Origin of the sequence: Saccharopolyspora hordei (assembly GCF_013410345.1) — a bacterium.
Classification (GTDB): Bacteria; Actinomycetota; Actinomycetes; order Mycobacteriales; family Pseudonocardiaceae; genus Saccharopolyspora; species Saccharopolyspora hordei.
Genome location: NZ_JACCFJ010000001.1, coordinates 568,694 through 584,920, shown reverse-complemented (window position 1 = coordinate 584,920; position 16,227 = coordinate 568,694). Strand labels below are relative to the sequence as shown.

Sequence of the window (16,227 nt, the reverse complement as noted above, 5' to 3'; positions counted from 1 at the left end):
GGGCGGCGGGGCCGAGCGCGACGACGTGCGGGGAGGTGGGATGTTCGAGCTCGACGCACCCGCCGGGCTGCGGCTGGTGCTGGTCCGGCACGGGCAGACCCCGGCCAACGTGGCGCACGTGCTCGACACCGTGCCGCCGGGGCCGGGCCTGACCGAGCTCGGTCGGCAGCAGGCCGACGAGCTCGCGGTGCGGCTGGCCGAGGAGAAGGTCGTCTCGGTGCACGCCAGCCGCGCCCTGCGCGCGCAGCAGACGGCGCAGCCGCTGGCGCAGCGCCACGGCCTGCCCGTCGAGGTCGTCGAGGGCACGCACGAGGTCTTCGTCGGGGACCTGGAGCGCCGCGGCGACCTGGACGCGCTGCGGACGTTCGACGAGGTCTACGCGCTGTGGCACCTGGGCGAGCTCGACGTGCCGATGCCGGGCGGGGAGACCGGGCGGCAGGCCCTGACCCGGTTCGTCGCCGGGGCGCGCAGCGCGGTCGACGGCGCGGGCGACGGGGCGGTGGTGCTGGTCAGCCACGGCGCGATGCTGCGGCTGGCGGTGTCCGCGCTGGCCTCGAACGTCGACGGCGCGACGGCGAACTCGGTGCTGCTGCCCAACACCGGCGTGATCGTCCTGGAGTCCGACCCGGAGGCCCCCACCGGCTGGACCTGCACCTCCTGGGACGGCCTGGACCGGCTCTGACCCCTCAGCCCCAGCCGAGGGCGTGGAGCTTGTCGTCGTCGATGCCGAAGTGGTGGGCGATCTCGTGCACCACCGTCACCGCCACCTCGTCGACCAGCTCCTCCTCGTCCTGGCACATCTCCAGCAGCGGTTCGCGGTAGATCGTGATCCGGTCCGGCATCACCCCGGCGTAGGTGTGGTCGCGCTCGGTGAGCGCGATGCCCTCGTACAGCCCGAGCAGCGACGGGTCCTCGGGGTGGGCGTCCTCGACGAGCACCACGACGTTGTTCATCGCGGCCGCGAACTCGGCGGGCAGCAGGTCCAGTGCGTCCGCGACGAGCTCCTCGAACCGGGCACGGGTCATCTCCACCGGCATGACCCCCGTTCTACCAGCTCAGCGCGGTTTCGTGGCGGGTCCGCGGGGGGTGGTGGCCAGCGGTGCCGGTTCCTTGCCGACCCGCACCTCGCCCTTGACGCTGCCGGTGACCGGCGCCAGCCCGCTGCCGTCCGGCAGCTGCGCGCTCACCTTGCAGTTGACCGTGCGCGAGCCGGCGTCCCAGCTCTCCTGCGCGAGGGTGTCCCAGTAGGTGACCAGGCCCTTGTCCTTCGCCACCGTCGGCCCGCCCGCGTACCGGTCGGTCAGCTCCGCGCACCGGGTCGCCAGGAAGCCGTCCTGGTCGCCCTCCGCGGGGTAGCCGCCGGGGAACTGCTCGCTGAGGTCCACCACGCCGGTGATCTCCACCGAGTGCGGCTTCGTGCAGTCCACCGGGTCCCACACCGCGGTGCCGTTGATGCCCAGGCAGCGGCCCTCCGGGTAGACGTTGGACTGGTCGACCGTCGAGGCGCTGCCGGTCATCGGGTAGAGCCTGCCGGACGGTCCGGGCTGCTGGAGGCCGCAGTGCAGCGTTCGGTCACCGTCGGCCCAGCCGTCCTCGCTCGGCGTGAACGCGCCGACGCTGAACCGGCCGTTGGGGTCGAACCGGCCGGACAGGAAGCTGGTGGAGACCTCCACGCAGCGCTCCTGCTTGATCTGCTGCCACTGCTCGGTGCGCGGGAACGGGGCGTCCTCGCCGAACTGCGGCCGCAGGTCGGCGGTCCCGGTGACCTCGAACAGGTGCGGCTCGGAGCAGGTGACCTTGCGGATGTCGGCGGCGTCGGGCTCGGTCCAGTGCAGGCAGCTGCCCGGCGGTGCGGTGAACACCACGCGGGGCGCCGGGGACGAGCCGGGCCGGTCGGACCCGCCGCCCCCGGCCCCGTCGCCCGGCCAGTTCAGCAGCGCGCTGACCACGAGGACCAGCAGCGCGCCAAGCACGGCGCAGATCATCACGAGCCGGGTGTTGGGCTTCATCCGGCGTGGGGTCGGGGGTGCATCGGGCGCGGCCATCGCCAGCAATGATGCCTGGTGCGGAAGCGCGTTGCGCGGGACCTGCAGCGGGTTCGGAACCGATTCGTTGCCGGCGTCGTCTCCGGAATGGGTAATGTTGCGTCCGGGAGTGGGGCTATGACGGAAGATGGCAAGCCAGTGGCAGACGAGCAGTCGGGCGGGGGGACGCCGCCGAACCAGCCGGAGGACGAGCAGCCGACGGCGGAGCCGGGACGTGGGCAGATCCGCTACCAGGACCCGGACACCACGACCCCGCGCGAGCCGACGCTGGCCGAGCAGCGCGCCCGCATCGCGGCCGAGAAGCGCCGCGAGGAGAAGGAGCGCGCCGAGCTGGAGGCGGCCGCCGAGAAGAGCCAGAAGCGCCGCCGGGTGATGATCGGCGGCGGCGTGACGGTCGGCGTGGTGGCGCTGGTCGCCGCGATGTACTCGGCCTCGGAGATCAGCAACGAGGCCAACGCCAGCCAGCAGTACTGCGCCACCGACCAGAACGGCCAGCCGGGCGTCCGGGACCAGGACCAGTACTGCGACGAGCAGTACGTGACCAGCCACGGCGGCTACCACAGCGGCGGCATGTTCTTCATGCCGATCTTCCTGCCCGGTGGTGGCATCGGCGGCTACCACTCCTACCGCTACGCCTACACCCCGGCCGGTGTGACGGCCCCGCCGGTGGGCAGCCCGGCGCCCGGCGGGTCGTCGTTCACCAAGCCGTCCGGGTCCACCATCAAGGACACCAGCGGCAAGACCATCCAGCGCGGGGGCTTCGGCATCAGCGGCAAGAGCGGCAGCAGCGGGAGCTGACGGGTGCGACGCAGGACGAGCGAACGCCGGCCGGACTGGCAGGCCAAGGTCGAGGAACTGGGGCTGGTCTTCGGCACCCCCGCCCGCGCGGCGGACGGCTCGAAGCGGCCCTACTGGGACGAGGGCGTGCACTACGAGTTCAGCCTCGACGAGGTGCTCTCCCTGGAGGCCGACGTCGAGCTGCTGCACTCGATGTGCCTGGACGCGGTGGACCACGTCATCACCACCGAGCGCTACAAGGACTTCGGCATCCCGGAGTGGGTGTGGCCGCACATCGCCGAGTCCTGGAAGCGCGGCGACCCGCACCTGTACGGCCGCTTCGACCTGCGCTACGACGGCACCGGCCCGGCCAAGCTGCTGGAGTACAACGCCGACACCCCGACCTCGCTGCTGGAGGCCGCGGTCGTGCAGTGGCACTGGCTGACCGAGTGCCACGAGGGCGACGACCAGTGGAACTCCATCCACGAGAAGCTGGTGGAGCGCTGGGGCGAGATCAAGGACCGGCTGGCCACCAACGAGGTGCACTTCACCTGGTCGTCGGCCGACACCACCGGTGAGGACAACATCACCGCCGCCTACCTGCAGGAGACCGCGGCGGAGGCGGGGCTGGACACCGTCGGCCTGGCCATCGAGGAGATCGGCTGGGACAGCCTGCTGGAGCGCTTCGTCGACCTCGAAGAGGCGCCGATGAACTCGGTCGTCAAGATCTACCCCTGGGAGTGGATGGTCGACGACGAGTTCGGCAAGCACGCCGTCGAGACGCTGCCCGCCACGCAGTGGGTCGAACCGCTGTGGAAGATGCTGCTGTCCAACAAGGCGCTGCTGGCGATCCTGTGGGAGATGCACCCCGGCCACCCGAACCTGCTGCCGACGTTCCTGGACCAGCCGGGCCTGCTCACCGAGTACGTCCGCAAGCCCCGGCTGGGCCGCGAGGGCAACAACATCACCGTGGTCGCGCCGGGCTGGGAGACCGAGACCTCCGGGATCTACGGCGAGGAGGGCTACGTCTACCAGGCCTTCGACCCGCTGCCGGAGTTCGACGGCATGCGCCCGGCGCTCGGCGCCTGGGTGGTCGGCGACGCCTCGGCGGGTCTCGGCATCCGCGAGACGGCGGGGCTGATCACCGACGACGGTGCCGCGTTCGTGCCGCACCGCATCCCGGCCGCCGGCTGAGCCGGTGCGGCGTCGACCGCGGCGAGCGCGAGGGACACCCGGGCGTGAGGTGCACGGGCGGGAAGGGCTACGCTGACCAGCTGTGATCGACCTGAAGACGCTACGCGAGGATCCGGAAGCCGTGCGCGCGTCGCAGCGCGCGCGGGGCGAAGACGCGTCCCTGGTGGACGCGCTGCTGTCCGCTGACGAGCGTCGCAGGTCCGCGGTGTCCCGCGCGGACGGCCTGCGTGCCGAGCAGAAGCAGCTCGGCAAGAAGGTCGGCAAGGCCAAGGGGGCGGAGCGCGAGGCGCTGCTGGCCCAGGCCAAGGAGCTGTCCGCGCAGGTGAAGGAGGCCGAGGCCGAGCAGGCGGCGGCCGACGAGGAGCTGCTGCGGGCGCACAAGGCCGTGCAGAACGTCGTCGAGCCCGACGTCCCGCCGGGCGGCGAGGACGACTACGCCGTGCTCAAGCACGTCGGGGTCCCGCGCGAGTTCGACTTCGAGGTCGCCGACCACGTCGACCTGGGCGTCGCGCTCGGCGCCCTCGACATGGAGCGCGGCGCCAAGGTGTCCGGCGCCCGCTTCTACTTCCTCACCGGCATCGGCGCGCAGCTGGAGCTGGCACTGCTGAACATGGCCGCCGCGCAGGCCACCGCCGCCGGGTTCGAGCTGGTGGTGCCGCCGGTGCTGGTCCGGCCGGAGATCATGGACGGCACCGGCTTCCTCGGCGCGCACTCCAGCGAGGTCTACCGGCTGGAGGCCGACGACCTGTACCTGGTCGGCACCTCCGAGGTGCCGCTGGCCGGCTACCACGCCGACGAGATCCTGGACTTCTCCGACGGCCCGCTGCGCTACGCGGGCTGGTCCACCTGCTTCCGCCGCGAGGCGGGCTCCTACGGCAAGGACACCCGCGGCATCATCCGCGTGCACCAGTTCAACAAGCTGGAGATGTTCGTCTACTGCCGCGAGGAGGACGCCCGCGAGGAGCACCAGCGCCTGCTGGCCTGGGAGGAGGAGATGCTGGCCAAGATCGAGGTGCCGTACCGGGTGATCGACACCGCGGCCGGCGACCTCGGCGCCAGCGCGGCCCGCAAGTTCGACTGCGAGGCGTGGATCCCCAGCCAGCAGACCTACCGCGAGCTGACCTCCACCTCGAACTGCACCACGTTCCAGGCGCGGCGGCTGAACACCCGCTACCGCGACGAGGAGGGCCGCACCCGCATCGCGGCCACCCTCAACGGCACGCTGGCCACCACGCGCTGGATCGTGGCGATCCTGGAGAACCACCAGCAGGCCGACGGTTCGGTGCGCGTCCCGGAGGCGCTGCGCCCGTTCCTCGGGGGTCGCGAGGTCCTCGAGCCGAAGTCGAAGTGATCCGCCGCGGCGGTGGTCGCCGGGCCACCGCCGCTCACGCGGAGCGGATGACCGCGGCCGTGAGCCGGGCGATGTCGTGGCCCTCGACGTGCTGGGTGAGCCGCACGGGATCGGTGGGCAGACCGAGCTTGCGCGCGGCGCCGACCACCTCGTCGTCGACGTAGGGCCGCAGCTCCGGCCACACCAGCTGCGCCTCGCGGCAGAAGACGTCCGCCCCCACCGGGCTGAGGTTCGGCACCTCGGTGAGCAGGTCGCGCAGCTCGTCGAGGTCCCCGTCGGCCTTCGCCCGCATCCGCCGCAGGTCGCCGTGGTACCGGTCGAGCAGCAGCTGCGCGCCCTTGCCGAGCGCGGTCGCGGTGCGCTCGTCGTAGCGCGTGCAGCGCCCGCGGTCGAGCGCCTCCACCCGCTGCTGCCAGGTGGCGTCGCACATCCTCTGCGGCGTGCCGAACTCGGCGAGTTCCCGTGCCGCCGCCACCGCCACCTCCGCCTTGACCGGCGCGGACATCAGCACGGCCAGCACCAGCAACCGGTACAGCGGGGAGGGCTTGTTGGCCAGCTTGATGCCGGCCTCGGCGGCGTAGGTGGTGCCCGCGTCGTCGAGCACGGCCTGCACGGTCTCCCGGACGGACATCACCACCACCCCCTCTGCCGATGAGGGCTACCCGGCGGGACGCCCGGGCACACGCGCGCTCGCGGCGGGACCGCGGCACCGGACCTATCGTGGTGGCGTGTCCGAACCTCCTGGTGGCGCGCGTGCGCCCGCCCTCGCCGGGCTCGGCGACCGGATCCGCCGGTTGCGGCTCGCGCGCGGACTGGAGCAGGACGAGCTCGCCGCGCGCGCCGAGCTGGACCGGGAGCAGCTGGTCGGCATCGAACAGGGCGGCACGACACCGACGCTCGACGTGCTGGCGCAGGTGGCCGGAGCACTGGACGTGGAGCTGCCCCGGCTGTTCACCGACGCCGAGCCGGGCCCGGCGGTGATGGTGTTGCGCGGCAACGAGGTCCCGACGGTGGACACCGACGGCATGGCGGTGCAGGTGCTGACGCCGCGCGCGGTGGTCCCCGGGCTCTACGCCGCGCGCTGCCGGCTCTCCCCGACCAGCGCGGGCGTGCGACCGGTCCGGCACGAGGGCCACGACTGGCTCTACGTGCTCAGCGGCCAGTTGCACGTGGACTTCGAGCAGGGCGCGACGACGCTGCGGGCGGGGGACAGCGTCAGCTTCAGCGCCCGCGTGCCGCACCGGCTCTCGGCCCTGGGCGGGGTGCCCGCCGAGTTCCTCGCGGTGGGGGCGGCGCTGCTGGCACCACCCCGCGGCGAGGACTGACGCGGTCGTGAGTGCGTGAGCCGGTTGCAGGCGGCTGTCGCGCTCACGAGCGCGTCACAGCTCCGGCAGGACCTCCGAGGCGATCTCCTCGACGGTCGACTCCTTGCCCGCGTACGGGCTCTCGGCGCGCGGCCAGTGCGTGATGACGTCGGTGAACCCGAGCTCGGCGGCGCGGCCGACCACGTCGCGGAAGTGCTCCACACTGGACATCGAGTACCCCGGCGCGGCGTCGACCTGCAGGTAGCGGTCCACCTGCGCCGGGTCCCGCCCCTGCTCGGACAGCACCTCGCCGAACCGCAGCGAGAGCTCGGCGACCGACCGCCACCAGCTCTCCTCGTCGTCCCCGCCGCCTCCGGTGGTGACCCAGCCGCTGCCGTACCGGGCGGCCAGCCGCATCGAGCGGGGACCGTTGGCGGCCACCACGAACGGCAGCCGGGGCAGCTGCACGCACCCGGGGTGCCTGCGGGCCTGCACCGCCGAGTAGTACGTGCCGGAGTGGTCGGTGGTGTCGTGGGTGAGGATCTGGTGCAGCAGCTCCAGGAACTCGGCGAACCGGTCGACCCGCTGGCCCGGGGTCAGCTCCGGCCCGCCCAGCACCCGGGTGTCGAAGCCGGAACCGCCCGCGCCGACGCCGAGGGTGATCCGGCCGTCGGAGATGTCGTCGAGCGCGGTGAGCTCCCGCGCGAAGTGCACCGGGTGCCGGAAGTTCGGCGAGGCGACCAGGGTGCCCAGCCGGATGGTGGAGGTGACCATCGCGGCGGCGGTCAAGGTCGGCACCGCGTCGAACCACGGCTTGTCCACAAGGGACTTCCAACCGAGGTGGTCGTAGGTCCAGGCGTGGGCGAAGCCGTACTCCTCGGCCATCCGCCACATCGGCTCGGCGGCCCACCATCGGTGCTCCGGCAGAATCACGATCCCAACTCGCACACGTCGACCGTACTGGTCGGGCACCACCGGCATCGACCCGATCAGGTGACACGGAGCGGCGCGGGCCGCCGGCTGCACGGCGCGCGCGGCGCGGGGGAGGATGGCGAGGTGCGCAGACCCGGCCTGGTGGCATCCGACGTGGACGGAACCCTGCTCGACCCGCTCGAGCGGGTGAGCGCGCGCACCGCGCGCACGGTGCAGCGCGTGGTCGCCTCCGGGACCCCGTTCGTGCTGGTCACCGGCCGCCCGCCGCGGTGGGTGCCGACGGTCGTGGCCGGCCTCGGGGTGGCCGGGGTGGTGGTGTGCGCGAACGGTGCGGTGCTCTACGACGCCGCGGCCGACCGGGTGCTGCACAGCCACGTGATCGAGGCCCTGGACCTGCACGACGTGGTGCGCGAGCTGCGCCACGAGCTGCCGGGGTGCGCGTTCGCGGTGGAGCGCGCGACCGACGGCGCGCACGACCGCCCGCACGAGCAGTTCCTGGCCGAGTCAGCTTTCCGCCGGGTGTGGCCGGGCTCCGGCGTCCGGGGCGCCGGGGTCGACGAGCTCACCGGCAGGCCCGCGATCAAGCTGCTGGTGCTGCATGAGCACCTGACCAGCGCCGAGCTGGCCGAGGCGGCCGGTGCGGTGGTCGGGGACCGGATGCAGCTGACCTACTCGACGTCGGCGGGGCTGGTCGAGCTGTCCGCGACCGGTGTGGACAAGGCGACCGGGCTGGCCGCGGTGGCCGCCGAGCTCGGCGTCGACCAGGCCGACGTGATCGCCTTCGGCGACATGCCCAACGACGCGCCGATGCTGTCCTGGGCGGGCCACGGGGTGGCGATGCGCAACGCCCACCCGGCGGCGCTGGCCGTCGCGGACGAGGTGACGGCCAGCAACGCCGAGGACGGCGTCGCCGAACTGCTCGCCCGCTGGTGGTGACCGCCCGGCCGCGTCACGGCCGGGCGTCGCGCTGCAGGACCGCCGCGCGGTCCCGGACGGTGCCGAGCTCCTCGTAGCCGAACCGGCCCGGGCAGGCGGTCTTGCTGACGTCGCGGTGCCCGAAGATCGTCGGCAGCGTGACGGTGGTGCCGGCCGGGTGGAGCGAACTGCCCGCGGGCTCGGCGACCAGCTCGGTCGTGCCCGCTGCGGGCACTCCCACGGTGCTGAGCTTCCACGCGCTGATCTCGGCGACCGCCTCGACGGTCTCGCGGCTCGGCGCCACCCGCTCGTGGTTGCCCATCATGGAGACGCCGAAGGTGTGGCGGTTGAACCCGCGCGCGTGCCCGCCGATGACGTTGCCGTGCAGGCCGCCCGCGCGGCCCTCGAAGACGGTGCCGCACTTGTCGACCAGCGCGTGGTAGCCGATGTCGCCCCAGCCCAGCTCGACCGCGTGGTAGCGGTAGATGGCCCGCACCACGTCGGCGGACTCCGCGCAGCTGTGGTCGTTGCCGCCCGCGGTGTGGTGCACGATCACCGCCTTGGTCTCGGTGGGCTCGGGCGTCCAGGTCATCAGGGCCTCGTCGGCGCCCCACTGCGCCCGCGTGACCACCGGGGGCGACCCGGCGATCCGGGTGTCCGCGGTCGGGGCGGGACGGCTGCCTGGGTCGACCGCGATGAGCTCGAGCTCCCCGGTGACGTCCACGCCGCCGCGGGTGGCGCGCACCTGCGCGGTGTCGGCCTGCCCGGTCCACAGCGGCTCGCTGCCGCCGGCGTCCGCCTCCAGCCGGACCCACTCGCTCCACGCCCCGGCGCCGCGGGTGCGCACCTCGACGCGGTCCGGGGCGGGTCCGCGCCAGGCCAGGCCGATGAGGTCGAACGGCGCGTCGACGTGCACCTGGCGGGCCTGCGAGCGGTCCAGCGGCACGTCGCGCAGCGGGATCCGGGTGCTGGACTCGGGGGTGGCGGCACTGGCGGCCGCGGGCAACGCCGTCGCGGCCAGCAGCAGCGCGATCGGCAGTCCCAGCCGTGGGCGCATGGGTACCTCGCTTCCGCGCGGTGGCACCGGTCGGGAGCCGGAGCCGGTTCAGGGCCGAAGCGAGTATGCGGTCAGCTCCGATCAGCCGCTGCCCGGCTGCGCTGTCCGGGTGACGGCGCTGTCCCCTGTGGACCCGCGCCGACCAGCGGACGTGCCGTGGTGCGCGGCCGGAACCGGGCGTGCGCCACCGCCGCGGCCACCAGGAAGCCGATGCCGACCAGCGTGTAGGAGTTGCCGACGACCTGCTGCGAGAACGTCCAGTCCAGTTCGCGGTCCTCGGTGTTCGGCAGCCACCACTGCGGCGCGACGAGCACCAGCAGCGCGCACAGGACCACGCTGTACAGCACGCCGTACCAGCGGTGCCGCAGCGCCATGGCGAACAGCAGCGCGAGCGTGGGGCCCGCCCACACCCAGTGGTGCGACCAGGAGATCGGCGACACCAGCAGCACCCACACGGCGTTGGTGCACAGCGCGAGCGGCACGTTGGACACCCGCAGCGCGTACCGCATGCCGAGCACCGCCAGCACGAGCAGCACCAGCGACCCGACCACCCACGGCACGTTCAGCGCGAGGTCGGTCAGGCCCTGCTTGGCCAGCGTGCTCCGCAGGGTCATGTTGCCCACGTAGACGGTGCCGAGGGAGTCGCCGGTGGACCACACCCGCTCCAGCCACCAGTCCGCCGCGTCCTCCGGCATGGCGAGCATCCCGAGCAGCACGGTCGCGGCGAACGTCACCCCGGTGACGGCCATCGCCCGGAAGTCCCGGCGCAGCAGGAACAGCAGCAGGAAGCCCAGCGGGGTCAGCTTGATCCCGGCCGCGATGCCCACCAGCAGCCCGCGCGGCCAGCGGGTGGTCGGCAGCAGGCAGTCGGCCGCCACCAGCGCCATGAGGACCAGGTTGACCTGCCCGTAGCCGAACGTCGCGGTGGTGGGCTCGATCAGCGTGAACCACGGCACCAGCAGCGCGGTGGCCACCGCCAGCCACCCGGCCCGCGGCGCCAGGTAGGTCGAGGACCGGGCCAGCGCGTACGCCGTGACCACGATCGCCAGGTGCGACAGCGCGGACACCACGTGCCCCGCGGTCTCGGTCGGCAGCCAGGTCAGCGGCACGAACAGCAGGACCGCGAACGGCGGGTAGATGAACGGCAGGGTGCCGGTGTCCGGGGACTCGGGGGTGAGGTCGTCGCCGTAGACGTCGTAGCCGCGCAGCCAGGCGCGGGCGCCCAGCCGGTAGACCTCGGTGTCCACGTAGCCGGGGCTGTGGACCCAGTGCACGTAGTAGAGCGCGAAGAGCTCGACGAGGACCGCCGCGACCAACAGGTGCCGACCGTCCCGAAAGCGTGCCACCCGACGTTCACCACCCCAGAACCACGGCGCCGCGCTCGCGAGCGCTGGGAGCGGGGCGCACCGACGCGGTCGCTGATGGTACCTGCGACCCGACACGCCGGGCCGAGAGCCCGACGGGTAATAACAGCGGCGAATAGTCGCGAACCGTACTGCCCAATTCACCCGGTACGGGGGCGCCCCAGGCGTGCGAAATGTGATCGACATGCCTTTTGCGGTGTTGTCGACACGCCGCGTAGCGATGCGTAGCGGAGAACGTCAACGCGGTTTCGGCCCTCCGATTCGTCCCCGCTACCCTCGACGGCTGTGAGCTTCGCAGGCTATGACCTGATCGTTGTTGGTTCCGGATTCTTCGGCCTCACGATCGCAGAGCGCGCCGCCACCCAGCTGGACAAGCGGGTGCTGGTGCTGGACCGTCGTGACCACATCGGGGGCAACGCCTACTCGGAGGCGGAGCCCGAAACGGGGATCGAGGTGCACCGCTACGGCGCGCACCTCTTCCACACCTCGAACAAGCGCGTGTGGGAGTACGTGAACCAGTTCACCGAGTTCACGGATTACCAACACCGCGTGTTCACCAAGCACCGAGGCCAGATCTACTCGTTCCCGATGAACTTGGGACTGCTGTGCCAGTTCTTCGGACGCGCGTTCACCCCGGACGAGGCCAAGGCGCTGGTCGCCGAGCAGGCGTCCGAGATCAAGACCGAGGACGCGCAGAACCTGGAGGAGAAGGCCATCTCGCTCATCGGGCGCCCGCTCTACGAGGCGTTCGTGCGCGGCTACACGGCCAAGCAGTGGCAGACCGACCCCAAGGAGCTGCCCGCGGCCACCATCAGCCGGCTGCCGGTCCGGTACACCTTCAACAACCGGTACTTCAACGACACCTACGAGGGTCTGCCGGTCGACGGCTACACGGCGTGGCTGAAGAAGATGGCCGACCACGACAACATCGACGTGCGGTTGAGCACCGACTTCTTCGACGTGCGCGGTGACCTGCCTGCCGGCGTCCCGGTCGTCTACACCGGGCCGCTGGACCGCTACTTCGACTACGTCGAGGGCGAGCTGGGCTGGCGCACGCTCGACTTCGAGACCGAGGTCGTGCCGACCGGCGACTTCCAGGGCACGTCGGTGATGAACTACGCCGACGAGGAGGTCCCGTACACCCGGATCCACGAGTTCCGGCACTTCCACCCGGAGCGGGACTACTACCCGAAGGACAAGACGGTCATCGTCCGCGAGTTCTCCCGGTTCGCCGAGAGCGGGGACGAGCCGTACTACCCGATCAACACCCCGGAGGACCGCCGCAAGCTGGAGGCCTACCGCGAGCTGGCCAAGAAGGAGGCCAAGGAGCGCAAGGTCCTCTTCGGCGGTCGGCTGGGGACCTACAAGTACCTGGACATGCACATGGCCATCGGCTCGGCCCTGAGCATGTTCGACAACAAGATCGCCCCCTACTTCACCGAGGGTCGTTCGTTGGACGGCTCGTTGGAGGACTGACGTGACCGACCGGACCCCCCGAGAGGACCGTTCTCCCGCCGCGGGGGAGAGCAAGCTCAGCGACGTGACGTCGATGCGCTCCGGCACGGCGGACGTGGCGTCCGAGCAGGTCCTGCAGCGCGTGGTGTTCCCGCGCGGCGAGGACCCGCTGGACGTCCGCCCGCTCTACATCGACGAGCCGACCTCGCTGGACAGCGCCGCGACCGTGGTGTCGCGGCGCCGGCTGCTGGTGCCCGCGCACCGCAAGATCTCCCTGGCCTCCTACTTCAACGCCTTCCCGGCCAGCTACTGGAAGCGTTGGACCGAGGTCGACGAGGTCGTGCTGCGGCTGAAGGTCAAGGGGGCCGGTCGGCTCGACGTCTACCGCTCGAAGCCCAACGGCGACAGCGTCCACCTGCAGGGCACCCCGGTGGACAGCCAGGACTGGGAGTCCCTGGAGTTCCGGGTGTCGCTGACGCCGTTCGAGGACGGCGGCTGGATCTGGTTCGACCTGTTCACCAACGACGCGCCGCTGGAGATCGACGAGGCGGCGTGGACCACCGACGTGCCGCTGCCCAAGCAGCAGGTCGTCGTCGGCACCACCACGATCCGCCCGGCCGACGCCGTCCTGGCGCTGCAGACCCTCGGTGAGGACCCGCAGGTCATGGAGGTCGTCAAGCGGGTCATCGTGGCCGACCAGGGCCCGCAGAAGATTCGCGAGACCGAGGGCTTCGACGAGGCGGCCCGCCGCCTGGGCGACAAGCTGCAGGTCATCGAGCAGGACAACCTCGGTGGCTCGGGCGGCTTCACCCGCGTGATGTACGAGGGCATCTACAACTCGGATGCCGAGCAGGTCATGGTCATCGACGACGACATCGCGCTGGAGCCGGACGGCGTGCTGCGGGCGAACGCCTTCGCCCGCGCCGCGTCCTCCCCGGTGATCGTCGGCGGCCAGATGCTCAACCTGCAGGCCCGCTCGCGGCTGCACACCATGGGCGAGGTCGTGGACCTGGGCCAGGGCATCTGGCGGGCCGCGCCGGGCGCGGTCACCGACCACGACTTCGCGAAGAAGCCGCTGCGCAAGTCCACCAAGCTGCACCAGCGCATCCACTCCACCTACAACGGCTGGTGGATGTGCCTGTTCCCGCGCGAGGTGATCGAGCGCACCGGGCTGCCGCTGCCGCTGTTCATCAAGCACGACGACTCCGAGTACTCGCTGCGTGCGGGCGAGCGCGGCTACCCGACGGTGACGCTGCCGGGCGCGGCCATCTGGCACATGCCGTGGACGGACAAGAACGACGCCACCGACTGGACGGCGTACTTCCACACCCGCAACCGGCTCATCCTCGCCGCGCTGCACAGCCCGGACACCGTCAAGACGAACATCATCAAGCAGGGCCTGAAGCTCACCCTGCGGCACCTGCTGTCGATGGAGTACTCGACGGTCGCGGTGCAGCAGAAGGCGCTGGAGGACTTCATGGCGGGCCCGGAGGGCCTGTTCGAGAGCCTCCGCACCGCGCTGCCCGAGGTCCGCGAGCTGCGCAAGGACTACGACGACGCCAAGACGCTGCCCTCGGCCCGCGAGTTCCCGCCCCCCACGGCGAACCCGATCATGGCCGAGAGCCTGCTCAAACCGCCGGTGAACCCGGCGGTCATCGCGGCGCGCGCCTCCAAGGCGCTGCTGCACAACCTCAAGGAACCGGCCAAGGACGCGGGCGAGCGGCCGCAGCTCAACGTGCCCGCGGCCAGCGCCCGGTGGTTCCTGCTGGGCAACCTCGACAGCGCCACGGTGTCCAACGCCGACGGCAGCGGGGTGTCCTTCCGGCGCCGTGACCCGGAGGAGTTCCGGCGGCTGGGCATGCGCGCCGTGGCCAACTACAAGCGGCTGGGCCAGGAGTGGACCCGGTTGTGCGCGGTCTACCGGGCGGCGCTGCCCGAGCTGACCAGTGCGGAGTCCTGGAAGCAGGTCTTCGACTCGAAGTGACCCCGAACCCACCCGGAGACGATGTGGCAGAGCTGACGACGGCGACAGGTCCCGAGGAGGCCGTCGCCGCTTCCGCCGACGAAGCACCGGCGACGGTCACCCCCGAGACCGTCGCGCTGCGCAAGGTGCAGGGCGCGCTGGCCAAGCCAGCCGTGGTCAAGACCGCTCGGGCGATGTCGCTGTTCGGCGAGCACGCGGGCGGCTGGCTGGCGATCGGCGCGGTCGGGGCGCTGGTGGACCGCCGGCGCCGCGGTGAGTGGCTGACCGCCGCCGCCGGCGTCGCCGCCGCGCACGCCGCCTCGATCGCGGTCAAGCGCGTGGTGCGCCGCCGCCGGCCGTCCGACCCCGAGGTGCAGGTGCTGGTCGGCACACCGAGCAAGCTGAGCTTCCCGTCCTCGCACGCGACGTCCACGACGGCCGCCGCGGTGCTCTACGGCGGGTTGACGGGCAAGAAGCTGACCCCGGCGCTGGTGCCGCCGATGATGGTCAGCCGCCTTGTCCTGGGGGTTCATTATCCGAGCGATGTGGTCGCCGGTTCCGCGCTCGGCGGTGCCGTGGCGTGGGGCGTGCGGCGATTCATGAAACGGCGGAGGAACCGTGGCTGACAACGAGAACACCGAGGTCGACACGGGTGAGACCGACGCGTCGGCCGAGGCCGGCGGCAGCGGCGGTGCCCGCGTCGGGAAGACGTCCAACGACGGCACCGCGGCCGGCGCGGGTGCGACCGGCGGCGACGGTGCCCGCCTCGGCGACGCGGTGACCGACGGGTCCGGCGGTGCCGGCAAGGCGATCGAGGTGGAGACCGACGCGGAGGGCACCATCGGCGCCGAGTTCGGCGACGAGGTCCTGGAGCCGGCGCCGACGAAGTCCGACGACATCAAGGACAAGTCCTCGGACGCCTACCACGCGAAGGTGGCCGCGAAGGCGGGCACCACGGCGGGCCTGCTCACCGGCCTGGTCAAGGAGCTGCGCCCCAAGCAGTGGGTGAAGAACGTCCTGGTGCTGGCCGTGCCGTTCGCGGCGGGCGAGATCCTGGACCCCGACATCCTGTGGCACTCCGTGGTGGCGTTCATCGTGTTCTCGATGGCCGCCTCCGGCATCTACTTCGTCAACGACGCGATCGACGTCGAGGCGGACCGCCAGCACCCGACCAAGCGCAACCGGCCGATCGCGGCCGGGCTGATCCCGGTGCCCGTCGCGTACGCGGTGTGCGTGCTGCTGCTCGGCGGGTCGCTGGTGATCTCGGCCTTCACCAGCACGCCGCTGCTGGTGGTGATGGCAGTCTACATCGGCGTGCAGCTGGGCTACTGCTTCGGCCTGAAGCACCAGCCGGTGATCGACCTGTGCATCGTGGCGTCCGGCTTCCTGCTGCGCGCCATCGCCGGTGGTGCCGCCGCCGACCTGGTCATCACGCAGTGGTTCTACCTGATCGTGGCGTTCGGCTCGCTGTTCATGGTGGCGGGCAAGCGCTACGCCGAGGTGAAGCTGGCGGCCGAGACCGGCGCGAAGATCCGCAAGTCGCTCAAGGCGTACTCGCCGTCCTACCTGCGGTTCGTGTGGGCCATCGCGGCCGCGATCACGATCATGTCCTACGCGTTGTGGGCCTACGACATCCGCGAGTTCGAGATGTCCCGCTGGGGCCTGATCTCGATCGTGCCGATGGTCGTGGCGATCCTGCGGTACGCCGTCGACATCGACAAGGGCGTGGCGGGCGAGCCGGAGGAAGTGGTCCTCAAGGACCGGGTCCTCATGGTGCTCGGCCTTGTCCTGGCCGGCTGCCTCTTCCTCGCCTTCTACCTCTGACCCACCCCGCACGGCGCCCCCGGTCCCCGGACCGGGGGCGCCGTC

Annotated in this window: 16 protein-coding genes; 10 read left to right on the top strand and 6 right to left on the bottom strand. The window is 71.8% G+C overall.

Annotated features, from left to right (window positions below; all coding sequences use genetic code 11):
• Positions 1–40: 40 nt before the first annotated feature.
• Positions 41–682 (top strand): histidine phosphatase family protein, encoded by a 642-nt coding sequence (locus HNR68_RS02775; protein WP_179717320.1) that lies wholly within the window; start codon positions 41–43, stop codon positions 680–682.
• 4 nt (positions 683–686) lie between these two features.
• Here the strand turns inward: HNR68_RS02775 and HNR68_RS02770 are convergent, their stop codons facing one another.
• Positions 687–1,037 carry a metallopeptidase family protein gene (locus tag HNR68_RS02770; RefSeq protein ID WP_179717318.1) on the bottom strand — a complete coding sequence of 117 codons (351 nt, stop codon included), beginning with the start codon at positions 1,035–1,037 and terminating at the stop codon, positions 687–689.
• Between the two features lie 18 nt (positions 1,038–1,055).
• Positions 1,056–2,009 carry a septum formation family protein gene (locus HNR68_RS02765; RefSeq protein WP_246330374.1) on the bottom strand — a complete coding sequence of 318 codons (954 nt, stop codon included), beginning with the start codon at positions 2,007–2,009 and terminating at the stop codon, positions 1,056–1,058.
• A gap of 174 nt (positions 2,010–2,183) precedes the next feature.
• Here HNR68_RS02765 and HNR68_RS02760 point away from each other — a divergent pair, with 174 nt between their 5' ends.
• From HNR68_RS02760 to serS, 3 genes are all read left to right on the top strand, one after another.
• Positions 2,184–2,843, top strand: coding sequence for a hypothetical protein (locus tag HNR68_RS02760; RefSeq protein ID WP_343049896.1), 660 nt, complete (start codon positions 2,184–2,186; stop codon positions 2,841–2,843).
• 3 nt (positions 2,844–2,846) lie between these two features.
• Positions 2,847–4,016, top strand: a complete 1,170-nt coding sequence (locus HNR68_RS02755) for a glutathionylspermidine synthase family protein (protein ID WP_179717314.1) — start codon at positions 2,847–2,849, stop codon at positions 4,014–4,016.
• Between the two features lie 82 nt (positions 4,017–4,098).
• Positions 4,099–5,367 (top strand): serine--tRNA ligase, encoded by a 1,269-nt coding sequence (gene serS, locus HNR68_RS02750; RefSeq protein WP_179717312.1) that lies wholly within the window; start codon positions 4,099–4,101, stop codon positions 5,365–5,367.
• 34 nt (positions 5,368–5,401) lie between these two features.
• On the opposite strand, the gene HNR68_RS02745 is transcribed toward serS, so the two are convergent.
• On the bottom strand, positions 5,402–5,998 hold the full coding sequence (locus HNR68_RS02745; RefSeq protein WP_179717310.1) for an endonuclease: 597 nt from the start codon (positions 5,996–5,998) through the stop codon (positions 5,402–5,404).
• Between the two features lie 97 nt (positions 5,999–6,095).
• On the opposite strand from HNR68_RS02745, the gene HNR68_RS27345 reads away from it, so the two are divergent.
• The gene (locus tag HNR68_RS27345; RefSeq protein WP_179717308.1) at positions 6,096–6,692 is read left to right on the top strand and encodes a cupin domain-containing protein; all 597 of its coding nucleotides are present in this window, start codon (positions 6,096–6,098) and stop codon (positions 6,690–6,692) included.
• A gap of 54 nt (positions 6,693–6,746) precedes the next feature.
• Here the strand turns inward: HNR68_RS27345 and HNR68_RS02735 are convergent, their stop codons facing one another.
• Positions 6,747–7,619 (bottom strand): LLM class flavin-dependent oxidoreductase, encoded by an 873-nt coding sequence (locus HNR68_RS02735; protein ID WP_343049895.1) that lies wholly within the window; start codon positions 7,617–7,619, stop codon positions 6,747–6,749.
• A gap of 108 nt (positions 7,620–7,727) precedes the next feature.
• Here HNR68_RS02735 and HNR68_RS02730 point away from each other — a divergent pair, with 108 nt between their 5' ends.
• Positions 7,728–8,540 (top strand): Cof-type HAD-IIB family hydrolase, encoded by an 813-nt coding sequence (locus tag HNR68_RS02730; protein ID WP_179717304.1) that lies wholly within the window; start codon positions 7,728–7,730, stop codon positions 8,538–8,540.
• A gap of 13 nt (positions 8,541–8,553) precedes the next feature.
• Here HNR68_RS02730 and HNR68_RS02725 read toward each other — a convergent pair whose 3' ends face one another.
• Both HNR68_RS02725 and HNR68_RS02720 read right to left on the bottom strand, forming a co-directional pair.
• On the bottom strand, positions 8,554–9,576 hold the full coding sequence (locus HNR68_RS02725) for a peptidoglycan recognition protein family protein (RefSeq protein ID WP_179717302.1): 1,023 nt from the start codon (positions 9,574–9,576) through the stop codon (positions 8,554–8,556).
• 71 nt (positions 9,577–9,647) lie between these two features.
• Positions 9,648–10,922, bottom strand: coding sequence for a glycosyltransferase 87 family protein (locus HNR68_RS02720; RefSeq protein ID WP_179717300.1), 1,275 nt, complete (start codon positions 10,920–10,922; stop codon positions 9,648–9,650).
• Positions 10,923–11,225: 303 nt separating this feature from the next.
• Here HNR68_RS02720 and glf point away from each other — a divergent pair, with 303 nt between their 5' ends.
• From glf to HNR68_RS02700, 4 genes are read left to right on the top strand one after another with little or no spacing between them, the layout of a single operon-like run.
• Positions 11,226–12,416: a UDP-galactopyranose mutase gene (gene glf, locus HNR68_RS02715; protein WP_179717298.1), complete on the top strand. Its 1,191-nt coding sequence runs from the start codon at positions 11,226–11,228 to the stop codon at positions 12,414–12,416.
• Between the two features lies 1 nt (position 12,417).
• Positions 12,418–14,379 (top strand): glycosyltransferase, encoded by a 1,962-nt coding sequence (locus HNR68_RS02710; protein ID WP_343049894.1) that lies wholly within the window; start codon positions 12,418–12,420, stop codon positions 14,377–14,379.
• 23 nt (positions 14,380–14,402) lie between these two features.
• A complete protein-coding gene (locus HNR68_RS02705; protein WP_380573714.1) occupies positions 14,403–14,984 on the top strand; it encodes a phosphatase PAP2 family protein in 582 nt (193 codons plus the stop codon).
• On the top strand, positions 14,977–16,182 hold the full coding sequence (locus HNR68_RS02700; protein WP_425502850.1) for a decaprenyl-phosphate phosphoribosyltransferase: 1,206 nt from the start codon (positions 14,977–14,979) through the stop codon (positions 16,180–16,182). Before HNR68_RS02705 ends, HNR68_RS02700 begins: the two co-directional genes overlap by 8 nt.
• Positions 16,183–16,227: the final 45 nt, after the last annotated feature.

What these genes read in the sequence shown, in the direction of transcription:
- HNR68_RS02765 (WP_246330374.1), bottom strand. Translation starts at nt 2,009, where the DNA reads ATGAAGCCCAACACCCGGCTCGTGATGATCTGCGCCGTGCTTGGCGCG.
- HNR68_RS02775 (WP_179717320.1), top strand. Translation starts at nt 41, where the DNA reads ATGTTCGAGCTCGACGCACCCGCCGGGCTGCGGCTGGTGCTGGTCCGG.
- HNR68_RS02770 (WP_179717318.1), bottom strand. Translation starts at nt 1,037, where the DNA reads ATGCCGGTGGAGATGACCCGTGCCCGGTTCGAGGAGCTCGTCGCGGAC.
- HNR68_RS02725 (WP_179717302.1), bottom strand. Translation starts at nt 9,576, where the DNA reads ATGCGCCCACGGCTGGGACTGCCGATCGCGCTGCTGCTGGCCGCGACG.
- HNR68_RS02745 (WP_179717310.1), bottom strand. Translation starts at nt 5,998, where the DNA reads ATGTCCGTCCGGGAGACCGTGCAGGCCGTGCTCGACGACGCGGGCACC.